Genomic DNA, 20,002 nt, shown 5'->3' on the forward strand with positions numbered 1-20,002 from the left:
ATCCATGGCTGACTACGTCGGCGCGGTGGACCAGGGCACCACGAGCACCCGCTTCATGGTGTTCGACCACGGCGGCAACGAGATCGCCCGGCACCAGCTGGAGCACTCGCAGATCCTGCCGCAGGCCGGCTGGGTCGAGCACAACCCCACCGAGATCTGGGAGCGCACCCGCGCGGTCATCGAGACCACGCTGAACAACGCGGGCCTGTCCTCCTCGGACCTGGCCGCGCTCGGCATCACCAACCAGCGCGAGACCGCGGTGGTGTGGAACCGGCGCACCGGCCGGCCGTACTACAACGCGATCGTGTGGCAGGACACCCGCACCGACCGGATCGCCGCCGCCCTGGACAAGGACGAGCGCGGCCAGACCATCCGGCGCAAGGCGGGACTGCCGCCGGCCACCTACTTCTCCGGCGGCAAGATCCAGTGGCTGCTGGAGAACGTGGACGGCCTGCGCGCGGCGGCCGAGTCCGGCGAGGCGGTGTTCGGCAACACCGACACCTGGCTGCTGTGGAACCTGACCGGCGGCGTCGACGGCGGCGTGCACGTCACCGACGTGACCAACGCCAGTCGCACGATGCTGATGAACCTGGAGACCCTCGACTGGGACGACGAGCTGCTCTCCTTCTTCGACATCCCGCGGGCGATGCTGCCGCAGATCCGGCCCTCCTCCGACCCGGCCGGCTACGGCGTGACCCGCCCGGACGGCCCGCTGCGCGGCGAGGTGCCGCTGACCGGAGACCTCGGCGACCAGCAGGCGGCGACCGTCGGCCAGGTCTGCTTCACCCCGGGCTCGGCGAAGAACACCTACGGCACCGGCAACTTCCTGCTGCTCAACACCGGCAACGAGCTGGTGCGCTCGAACAACGGGCTGCTGACCACGGTGGCCTACCAGTTCGGCGGTGAGAAGCCGGTATACGCCCTCGAAGGCTCGATCGCGGTGACCGGATCGGCCGTGCAGTGGCTGCGTGACCAGCTCGGCATCATCTCCGGCGCGGCGCAGAGCGAGGCGCTGGCCCGGCAGGTCGAGGACAACGGCGGGGTGTACTTCGTCCCGGCCTTCTCAGGGCTCTTCGCCCCGTACTGGCGCTCGGACGCGCGCGGCGCGATCGTCGGCCTCTCCCGCTACAACACCAACGCGCACCTGGCCCGGGCGACCCTCGAATCGATCTGCTACCAGACCCGCGACGTGGTCGAGGCGATGGAGCAGGACTCGGGCGTGCGCCTGGACGTGCTGCGCGTGGACGGCGGCGTGACCGCGAACGAGCTGGCCATGCAGATCCAGGCGGACGTGCTCGGCGTGCCGGTCTCCAAGCCGGTGGTCGCGGAGACCACGGCGCTTGGCGCGGCCTACGCGGCCGGCCTCGCGGTCGGGTTCTGGAAGAACACCGACGAGCTGGTCAGCAACTGGAACGAGGACAAGCGCTGGTCCCCGCAGTGGAACGACGAGCAGCGCGCCAAGGGATACCGCAACTGGAAGAAGGCCGTCTCCCGCACCCTCGACTGGATCGAGTTCGAGGACTGACGGCCGCGGCCGGTGCGTCCCTCCCGCGCCGCGCTCTGCGGGAGGGACGCACCGGGCTTACCGGCCACGGCTACCGGCCGTGGACAGAAGAAGCAGTGCCGAGCAGTAACCGGCAGCACTGACGGGACCAGGAACGAGAAAGCAGAGGACCACCGTGCAATCCACTCCGCTGGGCGCGCAGTACCGGCTGACCGCCCTGCAGCAACTGGCTGAGGAAGAGTATGACGTGCTGGTGGTCGGCGGCGGGATCGTCGGCGCCGGAACCGCGCTCGACGCGGTGTCCCGCGGGCTGTCCGTGGCCCTGGTCGAGGCCCGCGACTGGGCGGCCGGTACCTCCAGCCGTTCCAGCAAGCTGATCCACGGCGGCCTTCGCTACCTGGAGCAGCGGGACTTCGGGCTGGTACGCGAAGCGCTGAAGGAACGCAGCGTTCTGCTGAACCGGATCGCCCCGCATCTGGTGCGCCCGGTTCCCTTCCTGCTGCCGCTGCGCCACCGGCTGTGGGAGCGTGCTTATATCGGAGCCGGCGTGCTGCTCTACGACACGATGGGCACCGCCGGAGGCACCCGCGCCCTGCCCAGGCACCGGCATCTGACCAAGACCGCCGCGCTGCGCCGGGCACCCGGCCTGCGCAAGGACGGGCTCGTCGGCGCGATCCAGTACTACGACGCACAGGTCGACGACGCCCGGTACGTGATGATGCTGGCGCGCACCGCCGCCCAGTACGGCGCCACCGTCGCGACCCGCACGCGCGTGACCGGCTTCGTGAAGCAGGGCGAGCGGATCACCGGCGCCGTCGTGCGCGATCTGGAGAGCGGCCGGGAATTCAACGTCCGCGCGAAGCGGGTCATCAGCGCCACCGGCGTGTGGACCGATGACGTACACGAACTCGCCCAAGCCCGCGGCAACGTGTCCGTGCGCGCCGCCAAGGGCGTGCACCTGGTCGTGCCTCGCGATCGGATCAACCTCGACACCGGCCTGATCGCGCGCACCGAGAAGAGCGTGCTGTTCGTCATTCCGTGGGGTCGGCATTGGCTGATCGGCACCACTGACACCGACTGGAACCTCGACCGCAATCACCCGGCGGCCAGCAAGGCGGATATCGACTATCTGCTCGACCACGTGAACGCCGTGCTCGCCACGCCGATCGGCCGTGACGATATCGAGGGCGTATACGTGGGTCTGCGGCCCCTGCTTTCCGCCGGGGAGGGGCAGGAAACCGCGCAGCTCTCCCGAGAGCACGTGGTCGATTCCCCGGCCCCGGGTCTGGTCATCGTGACCGGCGGCAAATACACCACGTACCGGGTCATGGCCAAGGACGCGGTTGACGCCGCCGTCGCGGACTTCGAGCAATCAGTGCCCGCATCCGTGACGGACAAGGTTCAGATCCTCGGCGCCGAAGGATTCGCGGCCCTGTGGAACGAGCGCCGCCGTATCGCACAACGCGCCGGATTGCACCCATCGCGAGTAGAACACTTGCTGAACCGGTATGGATCGTGCGTGTACGAACTGCTCGAACTCATTTCGGCGGACGCGAGTCTGGCAAAGCCGATCGAGGGCGCCGACGACTATCTCCGGGTGGAGGCGGTGTACGCCGCTTCGCACGAAGGCGCGCTGCATCTCGATGATGTGCTCACTCGCAGAACCCGGATTTCCATCGAGGAGCGGGACCGGGGCGTGGCGGCCGCGCCGGAGGTGGCCGCGTTGATCGCGCCGATTCTCGGCTGGGACGCGGAAACCGAGCGCGCGGAGGTGGCACGGTACCTCGGCCGGGTGAGCGCGGAACGCGCCTCTCAGGAACGCGCCGACGACTCCGCCGCCGACGAAGCCCGCCGCGCGGCCCCCGACTTGGAGGACGCTGGTACTCCCAAGTTGGCATGATCTGTCGGATTCGAGGATCTCGAATCCACCAGTTTTTGTGAGAACTTGGCTACAGCTCTTCCCGAGCGTGCCTCACGTTTCCATAGAATGCACGAATTCACCGCTTCGGCGCCGCGGTGGCCCAGCCGATTTTGCCCACTCGGCCGCGCGGCGCCGACCGGTGAAGTGATCGTGCCACGTTCGGAGACGTGGTGAGCACTGGGTGGGAGCGGCGCGTTGTCGGAAACTGATGCACAATGGCGGTTCCTCGCGGAACGCTACGAATTGCTCGGGCAGTTGGGCGCCGGTGCGGTCGGCGCGGTGTGGCTGGTACGCGACCGGGAAGGCGGCGCCGAATACGCGATCAAGATCCTCAAGCCTGAGCTGACGGCTTTCGCGGACGGGATCACCGCGCTGCGTTCGGTGCTGGACTCGGTGCGCGGCCTCGGCCATCCGAACATCGTGGCCGTGGACGACGTGTTCGCGCACGAGAACCGGGTGGCGCTGGTGATGCGGCCGGTGCCCGGCGAGGACCTGCGGGTCCTGCTGGCCCGGCTGGGCACGCTGGCGCCCGCGCACGCGGCGCTACTGGTGGCGCAGCTGTGCGACGCGCTGGCCGCCGCGCACGCCGCCGAGGTCGCGCACGGCGGGATCAAGCCGGGCAACGTGCTGCTCGAACCGCTGCACGACGAGGCGGGTTCGCTGCGGGTGGGCCTGACCGACTTCGGAGTGGCGCAGCTGGCCGCCTCCGCCGGGGTCACGGCGCTTGAGGACGCGATCGGCGAGTCGTTCTACGCGGCCATGCCCATCGAATACCAGGCCCCTGAGATCGGCGTCGGCTGCATCAGCAGTCCCGCCGCGGACGTGTACGCGGTCGGCGTGCTGCTGTACGAGGCGCTGACCGGCCGGCCACCGTTCACCGGCAGCCCCGACGAGGTGCGGCGGTCGCACGCCGACGTTCCGCCCCCGCGCATCCCCGGCCTGCTGGACGCGATGTGGCTGTTGATCGCGGCCTGCCTGGACAAGCACCCGCAGCACCGGCCGACCGCGGACGATCTGGCCAGCCTGCTGCGCGAGATCGCGCCCGCGATCGAGGCCACCCCGCCGTGGGCGGTGCGCGACGAGGCCGTGGCTCCGCCGCTGCTGACTGCGCCCTCTGAGCGCACACAGGAGTTCGGCTCGGGTCCGTCCACGGAGCTGGTGCTCGCGTCGCAGTCCGCGCTTCCGCCGAGCACCACGCTCGTCACGGTCCCCGGAGCGAACGGCGCGGAGCCGTTCCCCGGCGCGGTTGGCTCATCCCGGGTGTTCACCACGCCGCGGCGCGCGGAATTGGCCGCCGTCGTGGTCGTCATCGTGCTCGCCTTCGCGGCGACCTGGCTGTTCTCCTCGATCGGGTCCGCCCCGCCGGTGAACGGAACCTTCGTCGCGGTTCCCACCCAACAGCCGTCGAGCACGCTCGCCGCGCTCAGCGACGGCGGTCCGTTCGGCACGGGTTCGCCCTCCGGTACCGCGTCCGCGACGGCCTCCGTCTCGGCGAGCGCGACCGTCTCGGCGAGCGCCGGTGCGTCACCGTCGGGCGCGGCCGCCTCGCCCACGTCCGGCGCGCAGCCGGGCCCGTCCCGCAGCGCTGGTCCGCCGCTGCCGAGCCCCTCGCCGAGCCAGGTCGGCGGCGGGGGAGGAGGCGGAGGTGGCGGCGGTGGTGGTGGCGGCATCACGAACGGCTGGGTCGACGTCGTCAACGTCACGAGCGGGCTGCTGCTCGACAGCGGCGGCAATGTTCCGGCCTGGTCTCGCCTGAAGCAGTGGGATTACAGCCCGAGCGGGAACGTGCAGTGGGAGTTCGTCGCCGTCAGCGGTGGCTACTACCGCATCGTGAACCGGACGAACGGCATGGTGGTCGACAGCGGAGGAAACAGCTCCGACGGCGCCACCGCGACGCAGTCGCCGTGGAGCGGCAGCGACGACCAGCTGTGGTACCTCAACAGCGTCGGCAACGGCCGCTACCAGATCATCAACCGCGCCACCGGCACCGCGCTCGACGGCGGCGGCAGCACGCAGGCGGGTTCGAGCACCATACTGTGGCACCCGAACCGCAGCACGAACAACGAGTGGACGATCAACGGAGCCTGATTCGCGACGCCGGCGCGGGTAAGCCGGAAGCAGGCACGAATAGGCAGCAAGGCAGGAAAAAGGCCGATCCGGCGGGGTCGGAGCCGGATCGGCCGCTTGCACGCCTCCCGAAGCGTCACCTCTTCGGGAGGCTGTAAGCCGTGGGGCTCAGCCCTCGGCCTTGTCCAGGACCGCCTCGATCTCCAGCGCGATGGTGACCTTGTCGCTGACCACCAGGCCGCCGGTCTCCAGGGTCGCGTGGAAGTTGACGTTGAAGTCCTTGCGGTCGATCTCGGCCTTCGCGGAGAAGCCGGCGCGGTAGCCGCCGTACGCGTCCGGGCCGAAGCCGTTGAGCTCGAGCTTGAGCGGGACCTGCTTGGTCACGCCCTTGAGGGTCAGCTCGCCGTCGACGATCCAGTCGCTGCCGTCGGCGCGCACGCCGGTGGACTGGTAGGTCATCGTCGGGTAGGTCTCGACCTCGAAGAAGTCGGCGGAGCGGATGTGCGCGTCGCGCTGCTCCTGGTTGGTGTCGATCGAGTCGAGGTAGATGGTGGCGGTCACCGAGCTCTGCTCCGGGTTCTCGCCGGTCACCAGCGTGCCCTCGAACTTGCGGAAGAAACCGCGTACCTTGCTGACCACCATGTGCCGCACGGTGAAAGACACGTCAGAGTGCACCGGGTCGATGGTCCAGGTGCCTGCCTTGTAGCCGGGGATCTGCGTGGTCACAGCTGCTCGCCTCCGAGTAAGTTCAACTTTCAACTTTCCGTCTGAGCCGACCCTACGCCAAACTTATCAAAGTTTCAACCATCTGGCCGCAAGATGACCCGGACGAGCTATCCGCGGCGCCTGCCGCGGCCCTAACCGGCGCCACTTTCCCACCGGGGCTAGAACCGGTCGGTCAGGCGGTCGGGAACAGCGCGTCGATGTACGCGTTGCGGAACTTGCCGCCCGGATCGAACTCGTCCATCAACCGCCGGAAGTCCGGCGCGCGCTCGTAGCTGTCCACGACCTTCGCGGGCTCCACGGTGAAGACCTTCCCCCAGTGCGGCCGCGCGCCGAGCGGGAGCAGCAGGTCCTCGATGGCGCCGACCACCGGGGTGACCGCCGCCGCGTCCTTGACCCAGGTGAAGTGGAACGCGACGCTGTCACGGCCATACGAGGGGCTCAGCCATAGGTCATCGCCGGCCACCGTGCGGATCTCGGAGATCTGGAGCACCGGGGCGATCCGCTCGCCGAGCGTGAGCAGCGCGCCGATCGCCTGCGGGGCGTGCTCGCGCGGCAGCAGGAACTCGGACTGCAACTCCTCGCCGGCGCTCGGGGTGAACTCGGACCTGAAGTGCGGCAGCCGCTCGTGCCAAGGCCCTGGCACGCCGCCCTGCTGCGTGCAGAACCCGGCCGGCATCTGCGGGATCGGGTGCTGCTGCGTCGTGGCCAGGCGCGCGCCGAGCCATTCCGGCGCGACGGCCCAGTTGTCGTCGTCACCGTCCTGGCCGTCGACGGCGGCCGCCCCGGCCCGCAACCGCCGCTTCAGCCAGACCGCGCCCTCGCCCTCGGCCCACTTCGTGAACACGCTGACACTGTATGCGGCCCCTGACGCGGCGGCGAAGTCCGCGGCGAGCCGGTCGAGCCCCAGGCCGAGGTAGACGTACTGCGCCACGTCGAACGCGGGCTCCAGGTCCAGAGTCATCCTGGTTACGACGCCGAGCGCGCCAAGGCTGACCACCGCGCCGGGGAAGCGCTCCGGATCGTCCCTGCGGCTCAGTTCCGCGAGATCGCCGTCCGCCGTGACGAACCGCAGTGCGCTGACCGCTGTCGCCAGCCCGCCGTTACGGTCGCCGGAGCCGTGGGTGCCGGTCGCGCAGGCCCCGGCGATCGAAATGTGCGGAAGCGAGGCCAGGTTCGGCAGCGCGAAACCGGCACGGTGCAGTTGCTCAGCCACCTCGGCGTACCGCAGCCCCGCCGAGACCGAGGCGGTCCCGGCGGCCGTGTCGATCTCGACGACGTTCGGCAGGCCGCCGACCGCGATCAGGTCGTCCGGCGTGTCCGCGATGTGGTTGAAGCAGTGCCCTGTCCCGAGCGCGCGCACCTTCCGGCTCGCCGAGACGATCTTGCGCAGCTCGGCGATCGAGTCCGGGCGGTGCACCCGGGCCGCGGCGAAGGCGATGTTCCCGGCCCAGTTCGTCAGGCTGTTGTCACCCGGCATGCGTGTCCGGCTCCTGTTCCGCGCGGCTGTCGAGGTCCGATCGCCCGAAGTCGATCGTCAGCTCAGCGTACCGGTGTAAGGGTCCCAGCCCTCCGGCAGCTCCTGCGGGATCGGCGCGCTGCTCTCCACGTCGCGGAACTCCCCGCTCTCGGCCGAGTCGGCGATCGCGGCCATCGTCTCGAGCACGTGCTGCGCCAGCTGGCCGGAGGCGCGGTGCGGCTCGCCGGAGCGCAGCGCCCTGGCCATGTCCAGCACGCCGAGGCCGCGCCCCGCGACCGGACCGGAGACCGGCAGCTCGCGCCAGTCCTCGTCCTTCGGGCCGCGCACCAGCAGCGGGCCCTCGAAGGTGTTCGGATCCGGCACGGAGAGCGTGCCCTCGGTGCCGGTGATCTCGATCATCCGGCGGCGCAGCGGTGAGTCGAAGCTGAAGGTCGAGGCCGCCGCGGCGCCGCCGGCCAGGTCGATCAGCGCCGTGACGTAGGTCGGGACCTCGACCCGGAACACCGTGCCGGCCCGGGGGCCGGAGCCGATCACCCGCTGCGCCCGCGCCTGCCGGGCCGTCGCCGCGACGCGTGTGGCCGGGCCGAGCAGCGCGGTGAGCGCGGTCAGGTAGTAGGGGCCGATGTCGTACAGCGGGCCGGCGCCGGTCTGGAACAGGAACTCGGGGTTCGGGTGCCAGGATTCGGGCCCCGAGTTCTGGATCACGGTAGTCACCGCGACCGGCTGCCCGATGACTCCGGAATGCAGCGCGCGCAGCGAGGACTGAAGCCCGGCGCCGAGGAACGTGTCCGGGGCGTTGCCGACCCGCAGCCCGGCCGCCTGCGCCTCGGCCAGCAGCTTCTCGCCGCTGGCCGGGTCGAGCGTGAGCGGCTTCTCGCCGTACACGTGCTTCCCGGCCCGCAGCGCGGCGAGCGCGACCGGCAGGTGCGCGGCCGGGGTGGTCAGGTTGACCACCAGCTCGACCTCGGGGATGGCCAGCACGGCGTCCAGGTCCCCTGAGGCCGGCACGCCGTACTGCGCGGCGACTGCGGCCGCCCGCTCGACGTCGAGGTCTCCGATGGCCAGGACCCGTACGTCCGGGAAGGAGGTCAGATTCTTGAGATATTCGCCGCTGATCACTCCGGCGCCGACGATGGCGACGCCGACGGGTCCGCCGGTCATGCCGCCCCGCCTTCCGCGCCGCGGGCCGCCAGCTCGGTCAGGTACGCGTGGCTCGCGGCCAGCGCCTCGAAGATGTCACCCGCGCAGCTGTCCAGCTCCACCACCCGCCAGGCCTCCGGTCGCGCGGCCAGGATCTGCGGAACCGGCATCACACCGGCGCCGACCGCCGTGTGCGGCTCGCCCTTGACCAAGGGACCGTCCTTCACGTGCAGCGCGACGACCCGGTCGCCGAGCCGGCCGAGCAGTTCGGGGACCTGGGCGCCGGCGATCGCCGCCCAGTAGGTGTCGATCTCGAGGACGACCTGCGGGCTCAGCTGTTCGGCGAGCACCTCGAGGGCGTGCACGCCGTCGATCTTCGGCTCGAACTCCCACCAGTGGTTGTGGTAGCCGAGGGTGAGGCCGTAGCCCTCCGCCTGCTGCGCGAGCCCGTTGAGCAGGTCGGCAGCGCGGGCGATCCCGTCGCGGGTGGTGAACTCGGCCTCCGGGATGCCGGCGGGCACGATCGCCAGCTGCGTGCCGAGCGTCGCCACCGCCTCGAAGGTCGGGCCCGGCTCGGGGTCGCGGACCAATCCGCCCGCGTGGGTGCCGGAGACGGTCAGGCCCAGCTCGTCGGCCAGTGCCTTGAAGCCCTTCGGGTCATCGGCCGGGGCGTACGGCTCGACCGCCTGGTATCCGAGCCCGGCGATGCGGCGCAGCGTGGCGTCGCGGTCCTCGGCCATGTGCTCGCGCACGCTGTAAAGCTGCACGCTGATGGGTTTCGACATGTTCCCTCCCATACTCCTGTTCCGAACTCGTCGCCTGCGTTCGTCGGCCGGCCTGGCGGTCAGCCGACGATCAGCGGCCGCAGTGTGCGATGCGCGATCTCAAGCCCCTGCTTCACTCGGGTCTCGTCGCCGCCCCAGACCGGGTCCTCGTGCTCGACCGAGAGCGTCCCGGTGAATCCGCCCTCGTACAGCGTGTCCACCACCGCCCGCCAGTCCACGTCGCCGAGGCCGGGCACCCGGTAGCGCCACCAGCCGACGTCCCACGGGTTCTCCCGGCTCAGGCTCTTGCCGAAGAAGCCGTAGCGCGCCCGCGCGCGCTGGTCGATCTGCGCGTCCTTGGCCTGCGCGTGCGGAATGCGATCTACGTAGGGGCGCAGCGCCTCGATCGGATCGATGCCGAGCCACAGCAGATGAGAGGGGTCGTAGTTGAGGTAGAAGCCGAGGGAGAACATCCACTCCCACAGCTCCGGCGCGTAGGCGAGGTTCCCGGGATAGCCGTCCGGGTGCCAGCCCTCCATGACGCAGTTCTCGATGATGATCTTGACTCCGCGCTCGCCGGCGTATTCGACCAGCGGCGGCAGCACCCGCTCGGCCAGCGCGATGTTGTCCTTCACCGACAGGCCCGGGTCGCGGCCGATGAACGTGCCGACGTACGGCACGCCGAGCAGTTGCGCGGCGTCCACGTTGCGGCGCACGTGATCGGCGATCTGCAGGCGGCGGCGCTCGTGCGGGTGCAGGTTGTTCTCGTAGTAGGCGAGCGCGGAGATCTCAAGACCGTGCTCGTCGAACAGGGCCCTGATCCGCTCGGCGTCGCCCTTGTCGAAGGACGCGACGTCGATATGGCTCGCCTCGAAGTCCCGCGAACCGGTGGACGGCCAGGTGGCGACCTCAAGCGCCTCGTAGCCGTGCTCGGCGGCCCAGGCGGCGATCTGCGCGAGCGGCAGCTGCGGCAGGCAGGCGGTGAGAAAGCCCAGCTTCATCGGGGCACCTCGATCCAGGAGCGGGACCGGGCGGAGCGCAGCACCGCCTCGGTCAGACGGACGGTTCGGGCGGCGTCGCCGAAGGTCGGGAACAAGGGCCCGGAACCCTGGCCGGCGGCCGCGTCGGCGCGGATCGCGGCGTACACGTCGGCCACGAAGCCCGCGAAGCAGTCGGCGTAACCCATCGGATGGCCCGGAGGCAGAACGCTGAGACGAGCCGCCTCGGGGGAGAGCAGAGCGGGATCGCGCAGCAGCCGCGCGTTGCCCGCGCGCGACCCGGCGAACAGCGACTCAGGGTTCTCCTGATCGAAGGCGAGGCTGGCCGCGGCCCCGTCGATCTCGAACCACAGCCGGTTCTTGCGGCCGGGGGAGACCTGGGAGACGGTCAGCGAGCCCGAGGCGCCGCGATCGGTGCGGAAGAGCACTTGGACCGCGTCCTCGGTGGTCACCTCGGTGCCGGGTGCCTCGCCGTGGCCCGCCCCTGCGTCGGACCCGGTGAAGGTCTCCCGGCCGGAGCCGTAGCGCACTGGAAGCACGGTCTGCTTCTCGGCGATCAGCTCGCTGATCCGGTGCCCGCTGACCCACTCGACCAGGTCGCACCAGTGCGAGCCGATGTCGGCGAACGCCCGCGACGCGCCGCCCTGCTGCGGATCGACCCGCCAGTTGTTGTCGCCCGGCTCGGACAGCCAGTCCTGTAGGTAGTGGCCGTGGATCAGTCGCACGTCGCCGACGAATCCGCCGTGCACGCGCGCCCGCGCTTCAGCCGCCATCGGGTGATAGCGGTAGACGAACGGCACCGCCGCGATGAGGCCGCTGCCATGAGCAAGGGCGACCAGGGCGTCCGCGTCCTCGCTCGCCGTCGCGAGCGGCTTCTCGCAGACCACGTGCTTACCCGCGCGCAGCGCTAGCTCGGCGAGCCGGAAGTGCGAGGCGTTCGGTGTGCAGATGTGCACCACGTCCGCCGCGTCCGTCTCCGCCAGCTCCTCGGCCGAGTCGAAGGACCGCTCGAGGCCGAATCGCTCGGCCGCTGCCTTCCCGCGCTCTGGCGTCGAGGCGCATACGCCCACGACGTGCGCACCGGCGCGCCGGGCGGCGTCCAGGTGCAGCCGGGCGACCATACCGGCGCCCGCGATCGCCACACGCAGCGGCGCCTCGGTCATCGCGACCTCCATTCGGTTCACCGGTACGTTAAACCCGGCTCTTTAGGTTGACAATGGCGTGATTTCCGCTAAGTTCTGTCATAAATCGACGAGGGTGACAGCGCCCCGGTGTCAGGAGCCTCATGAGCAGTCTCGGCGGCCGCCATCTCGCCGCGCTCAGCGAACTGGCCTGCCTGGTGGCCGACGGGACTGCGACGCGGCGCAGCCAGCTGGCGCAGGCCACGGGCCTTTCCAGGGCGGCGGTGGCGCAGCGCGTCGACCTGCTGGTGGCGCGCGGCCTGCTGGTCGAGACCGAGCCTGTCGCCACCGAACGCGGCCGCCCGCCGCTCGCCCTCCAGCTCGCTCCCGACGCGCTGATCTGCGCCGTCGACCTCGGCGCCACGCACTGCCGGCTCGCACTCAGCACGCTTGGCGGCCTGCCGCTGGTGGAGAGTGTGCGCGAGATCGACATCAACGAAGGCCCGCAGCACATCCTCACCGGCGTCCGTGAGCTGACCACCGAATTGCTGGCCCAAATCGACCGGCCGCAGGCGCATCTGCGTGCGTTCTGCATCGGCGTGCCGGGACCCGTCGAGCATGAGACCGGCACGGTCATCCGGCCGCCGATCATGCAGGGCTGGGACGGTTACCGGATCCCTGACTTCTTCGGCGCGCAGAGCCTCTCCGGCGAGCACTACGACCCAGGTGTCACAGTGCTCGTCGACAACGACGTGAACATGATGGCCTTCGGCGAGTACAGCCGGCGCCGCGATACCAAGCACCTGCTCTTCATCAAGGTGGGCACCGGGATCGGCTGCGGCATCATCTCCAACGGCACGCTGCATCGCGGCGCCGCCGGCGCGGCCGGGGACATAGGGCACATCCCGTTGCCAGGGCACGAAGACGTGCTGTGCCACTGCGGCAACACCGGCTGCGTCGAGGCGGTGGCGTCCGGCGCCGCGATCGCGCGAGCGCTGCGCGAAGCCGGGCTGCCGGCGACCGGGGGACGCGACGTGGTCCGGCTGGTGTCGGAGGGCAATCCGGTCGCGCGCCGCCGGGTCCGGCTGGCCGGTCAGCAGATCGGCGAGGTGCTGGCCTCCCTGGTCAGCTTCCACAACCCGGACGCGATCGTGATCGGTGGCAGCATCGCGCAACTGCACGAGGATCTGCTCGCCGACATCCGTGGCGTCGTCTATCGCAGGGCGCTGCCGCTCGCGACGCGCACTCTGGCCATCGAGACCTCGTCGCTTGGCGAGCGCGCGGGAGTGGAGGGCGCGGCGCGGATGGCCGCGAGGCATCTGCTCTCGCCCGAGGGTATCGAGAGGCTGCTGGTGCAGCCGGTTCGCTGAGTGCTGATTCGTGACGCGGCCGGCAGGTCGGCGGCGGTCAGTAGCTGCGGTAGTAGATCAGCTGCCCGCCCTCGCCTTGAGCCGCGCCCTCACCGGGAAGGAACAGGCTCACCGCCAGCGCGCGTCGGCCGTCCGGCGCGGTAAGAGCCGTGACGTGGGGATTGGCGAACGCGGTGCTGCCTCGGTCCGTACGGATGCTCGTCGGATGCGCTTCACGGGATTCGTAGTCGTAGATGTACGTTCGCCAGGACCCGAAGTCGCCCTTGATGTGCTGGGCCTCGACCAGTGCGTATGAGCGCTCGAAGAAGGTCACCGGGTCGCGCCCGCCGATGTTGCCACCGACTTGGAAACGCAGTAGCGCCTCGTCGAATCCGGGTTCTGGTGTGGCTTTCCAGCGCTTGAAGTCGGTGAGCGTGGCGCTCAGCTGGCGGTCTACGTCGCACTTCCACCAATAGTGGCCGCCGAGTGTGATGACGGAGTGGTCGATATCAGGGTTCAGCTGTACCGAGTAGATGTTGGGCGTGCCCTCGGCGCAGCGCGAGAGCGAGCGCTTGGCGTCGAACGCGCGCAGCGCCCTGCCGTCGAAAAGCGTGTCCCGGTCGGTGAAGTAGCGCAGCGCGATGTGGTTCTTCGGTTCCTGTTCCCATGCGAGCAGGTAGCCGCCGCCGGGCACGGTCGCGATCGTCGGCTGCGAGCCGCGTGGGCCGAAGTCGCGGACGTGGTGCCAGTCGACCAAGTCGGCGGAGGTCGCGAGGCCGACATGAAAGCAGCCGTCGGCCAGTGTGCTGTGATAGACCGCGAGATAGCGGCCGCCGTCCTCGATGATCTTCGCGCAGTGCATCTCGCGCCCCGCGTCGTCCGTGACCGCGTATCGGCGCGCGTCGGCCGACGTCACCTCTTCGATCAGTGAGCGCAGCAAGTCGAGCACTCATCCATCCTGCGGTATCGCAGGGTTTCGTGCCGCGCGGCTGAGGCGCGGCGGCGGCTCCTCGTCCCGGAGCCGCGTCAGTGCGCGATGAGCACTGAGCAGAACGCGTGCCGCGCCACATGCTCCGCGGTCGAGCCGAGGACGCGGTTGTGCAGCTCGGGGTGGCGGCTGTGTCCGATCACCAGCAGATCGGCGTGTGCGGCCCGGGCGGCGATGAGTATCTGGCCGGCTGGATGCCCGACGCGCAGCTCGGACGCGATCTCTACACCGTGCTGCCGCGCGTAGTCCGTGGCCGTGCGGATCCAGTCTTCGGCGTGCTGCACGGTGCGGGCGCGGGTCGAGGCGGAGCCCGTAGCGCTGCCGTTCGTGTCGTCGTCGCCGGATTGGCCCGACAGGTCGATGCGCCGCGGCCCTCCCGACGCGGCTGGGGCGAACGCGGTCACGTGCTCCGGCAACTCGTCGATCGCGATGACGGTCAGCTGCGCCTTCGGCAGCACGCCGGCCAGAGCGACGGCGCGGGACAGCGCGGCCCGGGCGCCCGCCGAGTCGTCGTACGCCACCGCGATCCGGGCGAAGCGGCTAGCACCCGCCGCCGCGCTCATGGCGCCGGTCTCAGGACGGCGCGGCTCATGGCGGCCGGGCTCACGGTGGCCGAGCTCATGGCGTCGAGGTCGGGGTCGGGGGCGGCCCGGCGTTCACGGCCCCGCCTCATGGCGGCCGGGTTCACGATGGCCGAGCTCATGGCGTCGGTGTCGGGTTCGGGGTCGGGGTCGGGGGCGGCTCGGTGTTCACGGCCCCGCCTCACAGCGCCGGGTGCGCCGGGACGTGCGTGGCCGACTCGATGTGCGCACTCGCCCGGGCCAGCAGTTGCCGGGCCAGGTCGTTGAGCGCACGGGCGGCCGCCAGCTCCTCGCCCACCTGCGTCTGGACCGGATCGTTCGGGTGCTTGCTGGCGTGACCATGCGCGCGCAGCTCGGTGCCGTCCGGGAGCTTGAGCAGCGCGGTCGCCCGAGTCTTCGGCCCGGCCTCGCGGAAGGTCACCTCGCTATGCCAGCCGACGATAGTCTGCATCGTCGCCTCACCTGCCTTCTGCGGTTCCAGTCCAGCGTGCACCCGTCCGCGCGGTAACACCAGGGTCCGGAGCACTGGTGCGTGTCTGACGGGAAAGGATGCGCTCGGCAGCCAACGCGTTAGGGCCGTAGCGTCGGAGCATGAGACTCTCCGCCGAACATGCGCGTGAACGGTTCGCCGGCAGCCCGGTCGCAGTGCTCGGAACGTCCGGCGCGAACGGCGCTTCGCACCTCGTCCCGGTTACCTACCTGGTCTCGGGCGACAAAGTGTTCATTGCCGTGGACGGCAAGCCGAAGCGTACGCAAAACCTCAAGAGGCTGCGGAACATCGCCGAGAACCCGCAAGTCTGCCTGCTGGCGCAACGCTATGACGACGACTGGACGCGGCTGTGGTGGGCCCGCGCCGACGGCACGGCGCGCATCATCGAACCCGACGATGTGCCGTTCGGCGTGCTCGGCGCATTGACTGAGCGCTATCCCTGGTACCGCACGAACCCGCCGGACGGCCCGGTCATCGAGGTCACGGTGCACACGTGGTCCGGTTGGGCGTTCGCCGAAGGACCGCCCGCGCTGATGTAGTCGCAGGGACCGTGTACCGCACGAACTGCTCGGCAGGTGCACGGCGCCCGGCGAGCGGCATCATGGTGCTGTGCCCGAAGGCGACACGATCTGGCTTGCCGCACACCGGCTGCGCGAGGCGCTGGCCGGCCAGGTGCTGGTGAAATCCGACCTGCGTGTGCCCCGGCTCGCCACGACCGACCTGCGCGGCCACCGGATCGACGAGGTGGTCGCGCGCGGCAAGCATCTGCTTTTCCGCATCGACAACGGCCTCACCCTGCACTCCCACCTGCGGATGGACGGCGCGTGGCAGATCTACCGGACCGGCGAGCGCTGGCGCGGCGGCCCCACGCACCAGATCCGCGCCGTGTTGGCCGCGCCCGACCGGACCGCGGTCGGCTACCGGCTGCCGGTGCTCGACCTGGTGCCGACCGCGCGTGAGGACACGGTGGTCGGTCACCTCGGCCCGGACCTGCTCGGACCGGACTGGGATCGCGAGGAGGCCGTGCGCAGGCTGCTCGCGGCCCCGGATCGGCCGATCGGCGAGGCGCTGCTCGACCAGCGCAACCTCGCCGGGATCGGCAACGTGTACAAGTCCGAGCTGTGTTTCCTGCGCGGCGTGACGCCCTGGACGCCGACAGCCGATGTCGCGGACCTCGGACGCATGGTCGACCTGGCGCAGCGGCTGCTCGACGCGAATAAGGCGCGCCACGGGCACATCACCACCGGTGACACCAGACGCGGTTGCACACATTGGGTGTACGGCCGCGACCATCAGCCGTGCCTACGCTGCGGTACCGCCATCCGGTTCGCGGAGCAGGGGCTGGCGGGGGAGGCGCGTGTCACCTACTGGTGCCCGGCCTGCCAGAAGGGCCCGGGACCGGACGGCGGCTGACCGTCTGGGCCTAGTGCGCGACATCGCTGACGCCGAAGATCCGCTCGATCTTCAGCCGGCACAGCATCTCGCCCGGAACGGCATTGCGCCGCCCGTACTCCTCGGCGCGCTCAGCCGGCACGTAACGCGCCGCCAGCCGCGTCGTCCAGGCCACCAAGTCCTTCGCGGCCGCATCCATCGAAACCGCGCCGCGCACGACCACGAAGTGGTACGGGTACTCATCGACGTCCACGGTCAGCGCAGCGCGCGGATTGGCCCGCAGATGGCGACCCTTCACCGTGCCCTCGTGGGTCGTGAAGACCAGTTCGTCGCCATCCAGCACGAACCAGATCGGCGCGACATGCGGCGCGCCGACGGCCGAGGCGGTCGCGAGCTTGCCGGTGCGGGTGCCGGTGGTCAGAAAGTCGAGCGCCTGCTCTCTCGTCATCTTCGCCATGGCCCAAGCCTTGCCGATCCTCGCCCTTACCGCAGCTCGTCTTTCCCGCCGTGTCCGTCCCCGTCGTCCCCGCCACCCGGGTCCGACACCACGTTGACCTCGGCGTCCGCGAGCCGGTCCATGATGCCGGCCGCGATCCGCAGCACCTGCCGCTCGGTCTCGCTCAGCTCGCCGAGCGCGGCGGCCAGCCAGGCGTCCCGCTCGGCCATGTCGTCCGCCAGCGCGCGCAGTCCGGTCGCGGTCAGTTCGAGCACCGACTGGCGGCGGTCCCGCGGGCTGCTCGTGCGCGCGATCAGCCCGGCCCGCTCCAGTTCCGCGAACACGCGGGTGAGCGATTGCGGCCGCTGATGCTCGACCGCGGCGATCCGGCCCGCCGTGGTGGGCCCGTTGCGGTACAGGTGGCTGAGCACGGCCAGCTTGTTGGTGCTCAGCGCGTCCGCCGAACGCTCGGTGCGCAGCCGCCGGGTCAGCCGGTTCGCTGCACGCCGGACCTCCGAGGCGGTGCCAAGCAGGGAGTCCGCATTCGCGCTCGCCATATTACTAAGCTATCACGTACTATCGCAGGACAGTTTGCAGCTGCTCTTCCAGCGAGGGGGCGCGCGTTGAGCGGAAAGTCGTACGCAGTCGCTCACGATCCCGAGCTGCGCGCCGCGATCGTCGCGACCGCCGCCGTCCTGCTGAGCTTCGGCTTCGGCCTGCTGCTGGAGAACGCCGCGCAGCTGAACGTGGACGCGCCGCTGATCGCTGTCGTGCTCGCGCTGACCCTGGCGCGGACACAGCGCGGCGCCGATCTGCGCGGGCGGTTGACCGGCCTGATCGTGCTGCCGCTGGTCGCGGTCGCGGCAAGCGAGATCGGCAGCCTGATGCTGCATCACCCCAACTACGGCGACACGCTCTTCGCGCTTGCCGTCAGCCTGTCGATCTGGCTGCGCAAATTCGGCTCACGCGCTGCAAAGGCAGGGACGATCCTCGCGTTGCCTTTCGTCGCCATCCTGGTCACTCCAGTGCCGATGCCGCCGGGCCACGGCGCCACCGGCTGGTCAGCGGTCATCGCCCTCATCGCCTTCGTCTGCGTCTCCGTCACCCAGCTCGCCGCGCACCGTCTCGGCTTTCTGCGTGAGCCTGCTCGCACCCAGCCGGCGTCGCAGCAGTCGGCGGCCGGCCGCGACAGCACGCGGCGCGATCAGCGCAAGCGGGTCATCCCCAGCACCCGCATGGCCGCGCAGATGGGTCTGGTGCTCGGCGCGGCCTTCGTCATCGGCCGCTTGGGGTTCACACCGCATTGGACCTGGACGGTCATCACCGCCTTCGTCGTGTGTAGCGCGAACCGCGGTCGCGGCGACGTGGCGTACAAGAGCCTGCTGCGCCTTGCCGGCGCCGCTGGGGGCACGATCGTCGCGACCGTGTTGGCCAGCCTCTTCGGCCCGCACGACAACCGTTCGATCGTGCTGATCTTCGTGGTGCTCGCGATCGCCAACTGGCTGCGCTCATTCAGCTACGCCTACTGGGCCGGCTGTGTCACCTCGGTGCTCGCGCTGCTGCAGGGGTACTTCGGCGAGGTCCGCCTCAGTCTGCTTGGCACCCGGCTGGAGGAGATTCTGGCCGGGGCGGCGATCGCGATCGCCGTGTCCTGGTTCGTGCTGCCGGTCCGGACGACGGACGTCGTGCGACGGCGCGTCGCCGATGCCCTGATCACGTTGGGGGAATTGCTTACCGCGCTGCGCGAAGATCCGTCAGCCCTCGAAGCACTCGCCGTGCGCTTCGCCGGAAATCTGGATCAGGTCCAGCAGGTCGCCACACCGCCCCGGGCGTATCGCGCGGCAGCGCGGCATGTTCGCATCATGCAGCGTGGACGATTCGTCCAGCTTGCCGACGCAATCGATGCGGTACAGCGTTGTGCCGAACCGGTGCGACTCCTCGTTCAGAACACTGCGGTACCCCGCGACGCCGGGCCAGCGCGCGAGACGAAGAGCTTGGTCGAGGAGATCCGGCGTAACGTCGCGACGGCACGAGAGGTGCTCGCGACGTACCGCGTGCCCGCGCCTCGCGCCGAACCCGCGGCGGTTTCAGCCCGCTGACTTCGGCGCCGTGGCCCGGCGGATGTCCGGCTCCAGATAGATCACCCGGGCGATCGGCACCGCCTCGCGCACCCGGCGCTCCGCCGCGTCGATCGCCCGCGCCACCTCGAGCGCGGTGTCGTCGTGGTCGACCGCGATCTTCGCCGCCACCAGCAGCTCGTCCGGGCCCAGGTGCATCGTGCGCATGTGGATCACCGAGTTGACCACTGCGCCGTCCACCAGCGCCGCGCGGATCCGCCGCACGTCGTCCGCGCTCGCGCCCTCGCCGAGCAGCAGGCTCTTGGTCTCGATCCCGAGCACCGCCGCGGCCGTGCCGAGCAGCAGGCCGATCGCGAGCGTGGCGATGCCGTCCCAGACACCGCTGTGCGTGGCCAGCGTCAGCAGCACCCCGAAGAACGCCAGGATCAGACCGATCAGCGCGCCGAAGTCCTCCAGCAGCACCACCGGAAGCTCCGGCGCCTTCGCGTGCCGCACGAACTGCGACCAGCTCTGCGAGCCGCGCTCGTGGTTCGACTCGGCGATCGCGGTCCGGAACGAGAAGCCCTCCGCGACCATGGCGAACACCAGCACGCCGATCGGCCAGGCCCAGTTCTCCAGCGGATGCGGGTGGCTTATCTTCTCAACGCCTTCATACACTGCGAACAGCCCGCCGAGGCTGAACAGCACGATCGAGACCAGGAAGCCGTAGACGTAACGTTCGCGGCCGTAGCCGAAAGGGTGCTGCTCGGTGGCCTCCCGGTTCGCCCGCTTGCCGCCGACCAGCAGCAGCACCTGGTTGCCCGAGTCGGCGATCGAGTGGATGCCTTCGGCGAGCATCGAGGAGGAGCCGCTGAACCCGAAGGCGACCAGTTTCGAGGCCGCGATCGCCAGGTTCGCGCCCAGCGCGGTCACGATCGCCCTGCTGCCGCCAGCGGTACTCATCGCCGAATGTCACCCTGCCGTCGTCCGG

Annotated in this window: 19 protein-coding genes; 7 read left to right on the forward strand and 12 right to left on the reverse strand. The window is 70.2% G+C overall.

What is annotated here, in order from left to right:
• The first annotated feature begins 4 nt into the window (after positions 1 to 4).
• The 3 genes from glpK (at position 5) to VFA06_RS01545 (ending at position 5,513) form a co-directional block, all read left to right on the forward strand.
• Positions 5 to 1,525, forward strand: a complete 1,521-nt coding sequence (gene glpK / locus VFA06_RS01535; protein WP_324838516.1) for a glycerol kinase GlpK — start codon at positions 5 to 7, stop codon at positions 1,523 to 1,525.
• Between the two features lie 154 nt (positions 1,526 to 1,679).
• Positions 1,680 to 3,404, forward strand: coding sequence for a glycerol-3-phosphate dehydrogenase/oxidase (locus tag VFA06_RS01540; protein ID WP_324838517.1), 1,725 nt, complete (start codon positions 1,680 to 1,682; stop codon positions 3,402 to 3,404).
• A 216-nt stretch (positions 3,405 to 3,620) separates the two neighbouring features.
• Positions 3,621 to 5,513 carry a protein kinase domain-containing protein gene (locus tag VFA06_RS01545; protein ID WP_324838518.1) on the forward strand — a complete coding sequence of 631 codons (1,893 nt, stop codon included), beginning with the start codon at positions 3,621 to 3,623 and terminating at the stop codon, positions 5,511 to 5,513.
• A 147-nt stretch (positions 5,514 to 5,660) separates the two neighbouring features.
• Here VFA06_RS01545 and VFA06_RS01550 read toward each other — a convergent pair whose 3' ends face one another.
• The 6 genes from VFA06_RS01550 to VFA06_RS01575 form a co-directional block, all read right to left on the reverse strand.
• Positions 5,661 to 6,218: a YceI family protein gene (locus VFA06_RS01550; protein ID WP_324838519.1), complete on the reverse strand. Its 558-nt coding sequence runs from the start codon at positions 6,216 to 6,218 to the stop codon at positions 5,661 to 5,663.
• A gap of 172 nt (positions 6,219 to 6,390) precedes the next feature.
• Positions 6,391 to 7,695, reverse strand: a complete 1,305-nt coding sequence (locus VFA06_RS01555; protein ID WP_324838520.1) for an FAD-binding protein — start codon at positions 7,693 to 7,695, stop codon at positions 6,391 to 6,393.
• Positions 7,696 to 7,752: 57 nt separating this feature from the next.
• On the reverse strand, positions 7,753 to 8,856 hold the full coding sequence (locus VFA06_RS01560; protein WP_324838521.1) for a Gfo/Idh/MocA family oxidoreductase: 1,104 nt from the start codon (positions 8,854 to 8,856) through the stop codon (positions 7,753 to 7,755).
• On the reverse strand, positions 8,853 to 9,620 hold the full coding sequence (locus VFA06_RS01565; protein WP_324838522.1) for a sugar phosphate isomerase/epimerase: 768 nt from the start codon (positions 9,618 to 9,620) through the stop codon (positions 8,853 to 8,855). The genes VFA06_RS01560 and VFA06_RS01565 overlap by 4 nt, the downstream gene beginning before the upstream one ends.
• A gap of 59 nt (positions 9,621 to 9,679) precedes the next feature.
• Positions 9,680 to 10,600: a sugar phosphate isomerase/epimerase gene (locus VFA06_RS01570; RefSeq protein ID WP_324838523.1), complete on the reverse strand. Its 921-nt coding sequence runs from the start codon at positions 10,598 to 10,600 to the stop codon at positions 9,680 to 9,682.
• Positions 10,597 to 11,760: a Gfo/Idh/MocA family oxidoreductase gene (locus tag VFA06_RS01575; RefSeq protein ID WP_324838524.1), complete on the reverse strand. Its 1,164-nt coding sequence runs from the start codon at positions 11,758 to 11,760 to the stop codon at positions 10,597 to 10,599. The genes VFA06_RS01570 and VFA06_RS01575 overlap by 4 nt, the downstream gene beginning before the upstream one ends.
• A 122-nt stretch (positions 11,761 to 11,882) precedes the next feature.
• Between VFA06_RS01575 and VFA06_RS01580 the strand changes: the two genes are divergently transcribed.
• Positions 11,883 to 13,088, forward strand: coding sequence for an ROK family transcriptional regulator (locus VFA06_RS01580; protein ID WP_324838525.1), 1,206 nt, complete (start codon positions 11,883 to 11,885; stop codon positions 13,086 to 13,088).
• Between the two features lie 37 nt (positions 13,089 to 13,125).
• On the opposite strand, the gene VFA06_RS01585 is transcribed toward VFA06_RS01580, so the two are convergent.
• The 3 genes from VFA06_RS01585 to VFA06_RS01595 form a co-directional block, all read right to left on the reverse strand.
• Positions 13,126 to 14,016 (reverse strand): hypothetical protein, encoded by an 891-nt coding sequence (locus VFA06_RS01585; protein WP_324838526.1) that lies wholly within the window; start codon positions 14,014 to 14,016, stop codon positions 13,126 to 13,128.
• Positions 14,017 to 14,093: 77 nt separating this feature from the next.
• Positions 14,094 to 14,618 carry a universal stress protein gene (locus tag VFA06_RS01590; RefSeq protein ID WP_324838527.1) on the reverse strand — a complete coding sequence of 175 codons (525 nt, stop codon included), beginning with the start codon at positions 14,616 to 14,618 and terminating at the stop codon, positions 14,094 to 14,096.
• A 199-nt stretch (positions 14,619 to 14,817) separates the two neighbouring features.
• Complete coding sequence (locus tag VFA06_RS01595) at positions 14,818 to 15,087, reverse strand: DUF1876 domain-containing protein (RefSeq protein ID WP_324838528.1); 270 nt, start codon at positions 15,085 to 15,087, stop codon at positions 14,818 to 14,820.
• Between the two features lie 140 nt (positions 15,088 to 15,227).
• On the opposite strand from VFA06_RS01595, the gene VFA06_RS01600 reads away from it, so the two are divergent.
• Together VFA06_RS01600 and VFA06_RS01605 are read left to right on the forward strand one after the other, a co-directional pair.
• Entirely contained in the window at positions 15,228 to 15,665 is a 438-nt protein-coding gene (locus VFA06_RS01600; protein ID WP_324838529.1) for a TIGR03668 family PPOX class F420-dependent oxidoreductase, read from the forward strand.
• 70 nt (positions 15,666 to 15,735) lie between these two features.
• Positions 15,736 to 16,539 carry an Fpg/Nei family DNA glycosylase gene (locus VFA06_RS01605; RefSeq protein WP_324838530.1) on the forward strand — a complete coding sequence of 268 codons (804 nt, stop codon included), beginning with the start codon at positions 15,736 to 15,738 and terminating at the stop codon, positions 16,537 to 16,539.
• Positions 16,540 to 16,549: 10 nt separating this feature from the next.
• On the opposite strand, the gene VFA06_RS01610 is transcribed toward VFA06_RS01605, so the two are convergent.
• Both VFA06_RS01610 and VFA06_RS01615 read right to left on the reverse strand, forming a co-directional pair.
• Positions 16,550 to 16,975 carry a PPOX class F420-dependent oxidoreductase gene (locus VFA06_RS01610; RefSeq protein ID WP_324838531.1) on the reverse strand — a complete coding sequence of 142 codons (426 nt, stop codon included), beginning with the start codon at positions 16,973 to 16,975 and terminating at the stop codon, positions 16,550 to 16,552.
• Positions 16,976 to 17,001: 26 nt separating this feature from the next.
• Positions 17,002 to 17,511, reverse strand: a complete 510-nt coding sequence (locus tag VFA06_RS01615) for a MarR family winged helix-turn-helix transcriptional regulator (RefSeq protein ID WP_324838532.1) — start codon at positions 17,509 to 17,511, stop codon at positions 17,002 to 17,004.
• Between the two features lie 189 nt (positions 17,512 to 17,700).
• Between VFA06_RS01615 and VFA06_RS01620 the strand changes: the two genes are divergently transcribed.
• On the forward strand, positions 17,701 to 19,053 hold the full coding sequence (locus VFA06_RS01620; protein ID WP_324838533.1) for an FUSC family protein: 1,353 nt from the start codon (positions 17,701 to 17,703) through the stop codon (positions 19,051 to 19,053).
• Here the strand turns inward: VFA06_RS01620 and VFA06_RS01625 are convergent.
• Positions 19,042 to 19,974, reverse strand: a complete 933-nt coding sequence (locus VFA06_RS01625) for a cation diffusion facilitator family transporter (RefSeq protein ID WP_324838534.1) — start codon at positions 19,972 to 19,974, stop codon at positions 19,042 to 19,044. The two genes, VFA06_RS01620 and VFA06_RS01625, sit on opposite strands and share 12 nt — an antisense overlap.
• Positions 19,975 to 20,002 lie beyond the last annotated feature (28 nt).

The sequence above is a fragment of the Actinocrinis sp. genome (assembly GCF_035653575.1).
Lineage (GTDB): Bacteria > Actinomycetota > Actinomycetes > Streptomycetales > Catenulisporaceae > Actinocrinis.

Coding starts and splice junctions, on each gene's coding strand:
- glpK (WP_324838516.1), top strand. CDS start 5: ATGGCTGACTACGTCGGCGCGGTGGACCAGGGCACCACGAGCACCCGC.
- VFA06_RS01555 (WP_324838520.1), bottom strand. CDS start 7,695: ATGCCGGGTGACAACAGCCTGACGAACTGGGCCGGGAACATCGCCTTC.
- VFA06_RS01560 (WP_324838521.1), bottom strand. CDS start 8,856: ATGACCGGCGGACCCGTCGGCGTCGCCATCGTCGGCGCCGGAGTGATC.
- VFA06_RS01565 (WP_324838522.1), bottom strand. CDS start 9,620: ATGTCGAAACCCATCAGCGTGCAGCTTTACAGCGTGCGCGAGCACATG.
- VFA06_RS01570 (WP_324838523.1), bottom strand. CDS start 10,600: ATGAAGCTGGGCTTTCTCACCGCCTGCCTGCCGCAGCTGCCGCTCGCG.
- VFA06_RS01575 (WP_324838524.1), bottom strand. CDS start 11,760: ATGACCGAGGCGCCGCTGCGTGTGGCGATCGCGGGCGCCGGTATGGTC.
- VFA06_RS01580 (WP_324838525.1), top strand. CDS start 11,883: ATGAGCAGTCTCGGCGGCCGCCATCTCGCCGCGCTCAGCGAACTGGCC.
- VFA06_RS01590 (WP_324838527.1), bottom strand. CDS start 14,618: ATGAGCGCGGCGGCGGGTGCTAGCCGCTTCGCCCGGATCGCGGTGGCG.
- VFA06_RS01595 (WP_324838528.1), bottom strand. CDS start 15,087: ATGCAGACTATCGTCGGCTGGCATAGCGAGGTGACCTTCCGCGAGGCC.
- VFA06_RS01600 (WP_324838529.1), top strand. CDS start 15,228: ATGAGACTCTCCGCCGAACATGCGCGTGAACGGTTCGCCGGCAGCCCG.
- VFA06_RS01610 (WP_324838531.1), bottom strand. CDS start 16,975: ATGGCGAAGATGACGAGAGAGCAGGCGCTCGACTTTCTGACCACCGGC.
- VFA06_RS01615 (WP_324838532.1), bottom strand. CDS start 17,511: ATGGCGAGCGCGAATGCGGACTCCCTGCTTGGCACCGCCTCGGAGGTC.
- VFA06_RS01625 (WP_324838534.1), bottom strand. CDS start 19,974: ATGAGTACCGCTGGCGGCAGCAGGGCGATCGTGACCGCGCTGGGCGCG.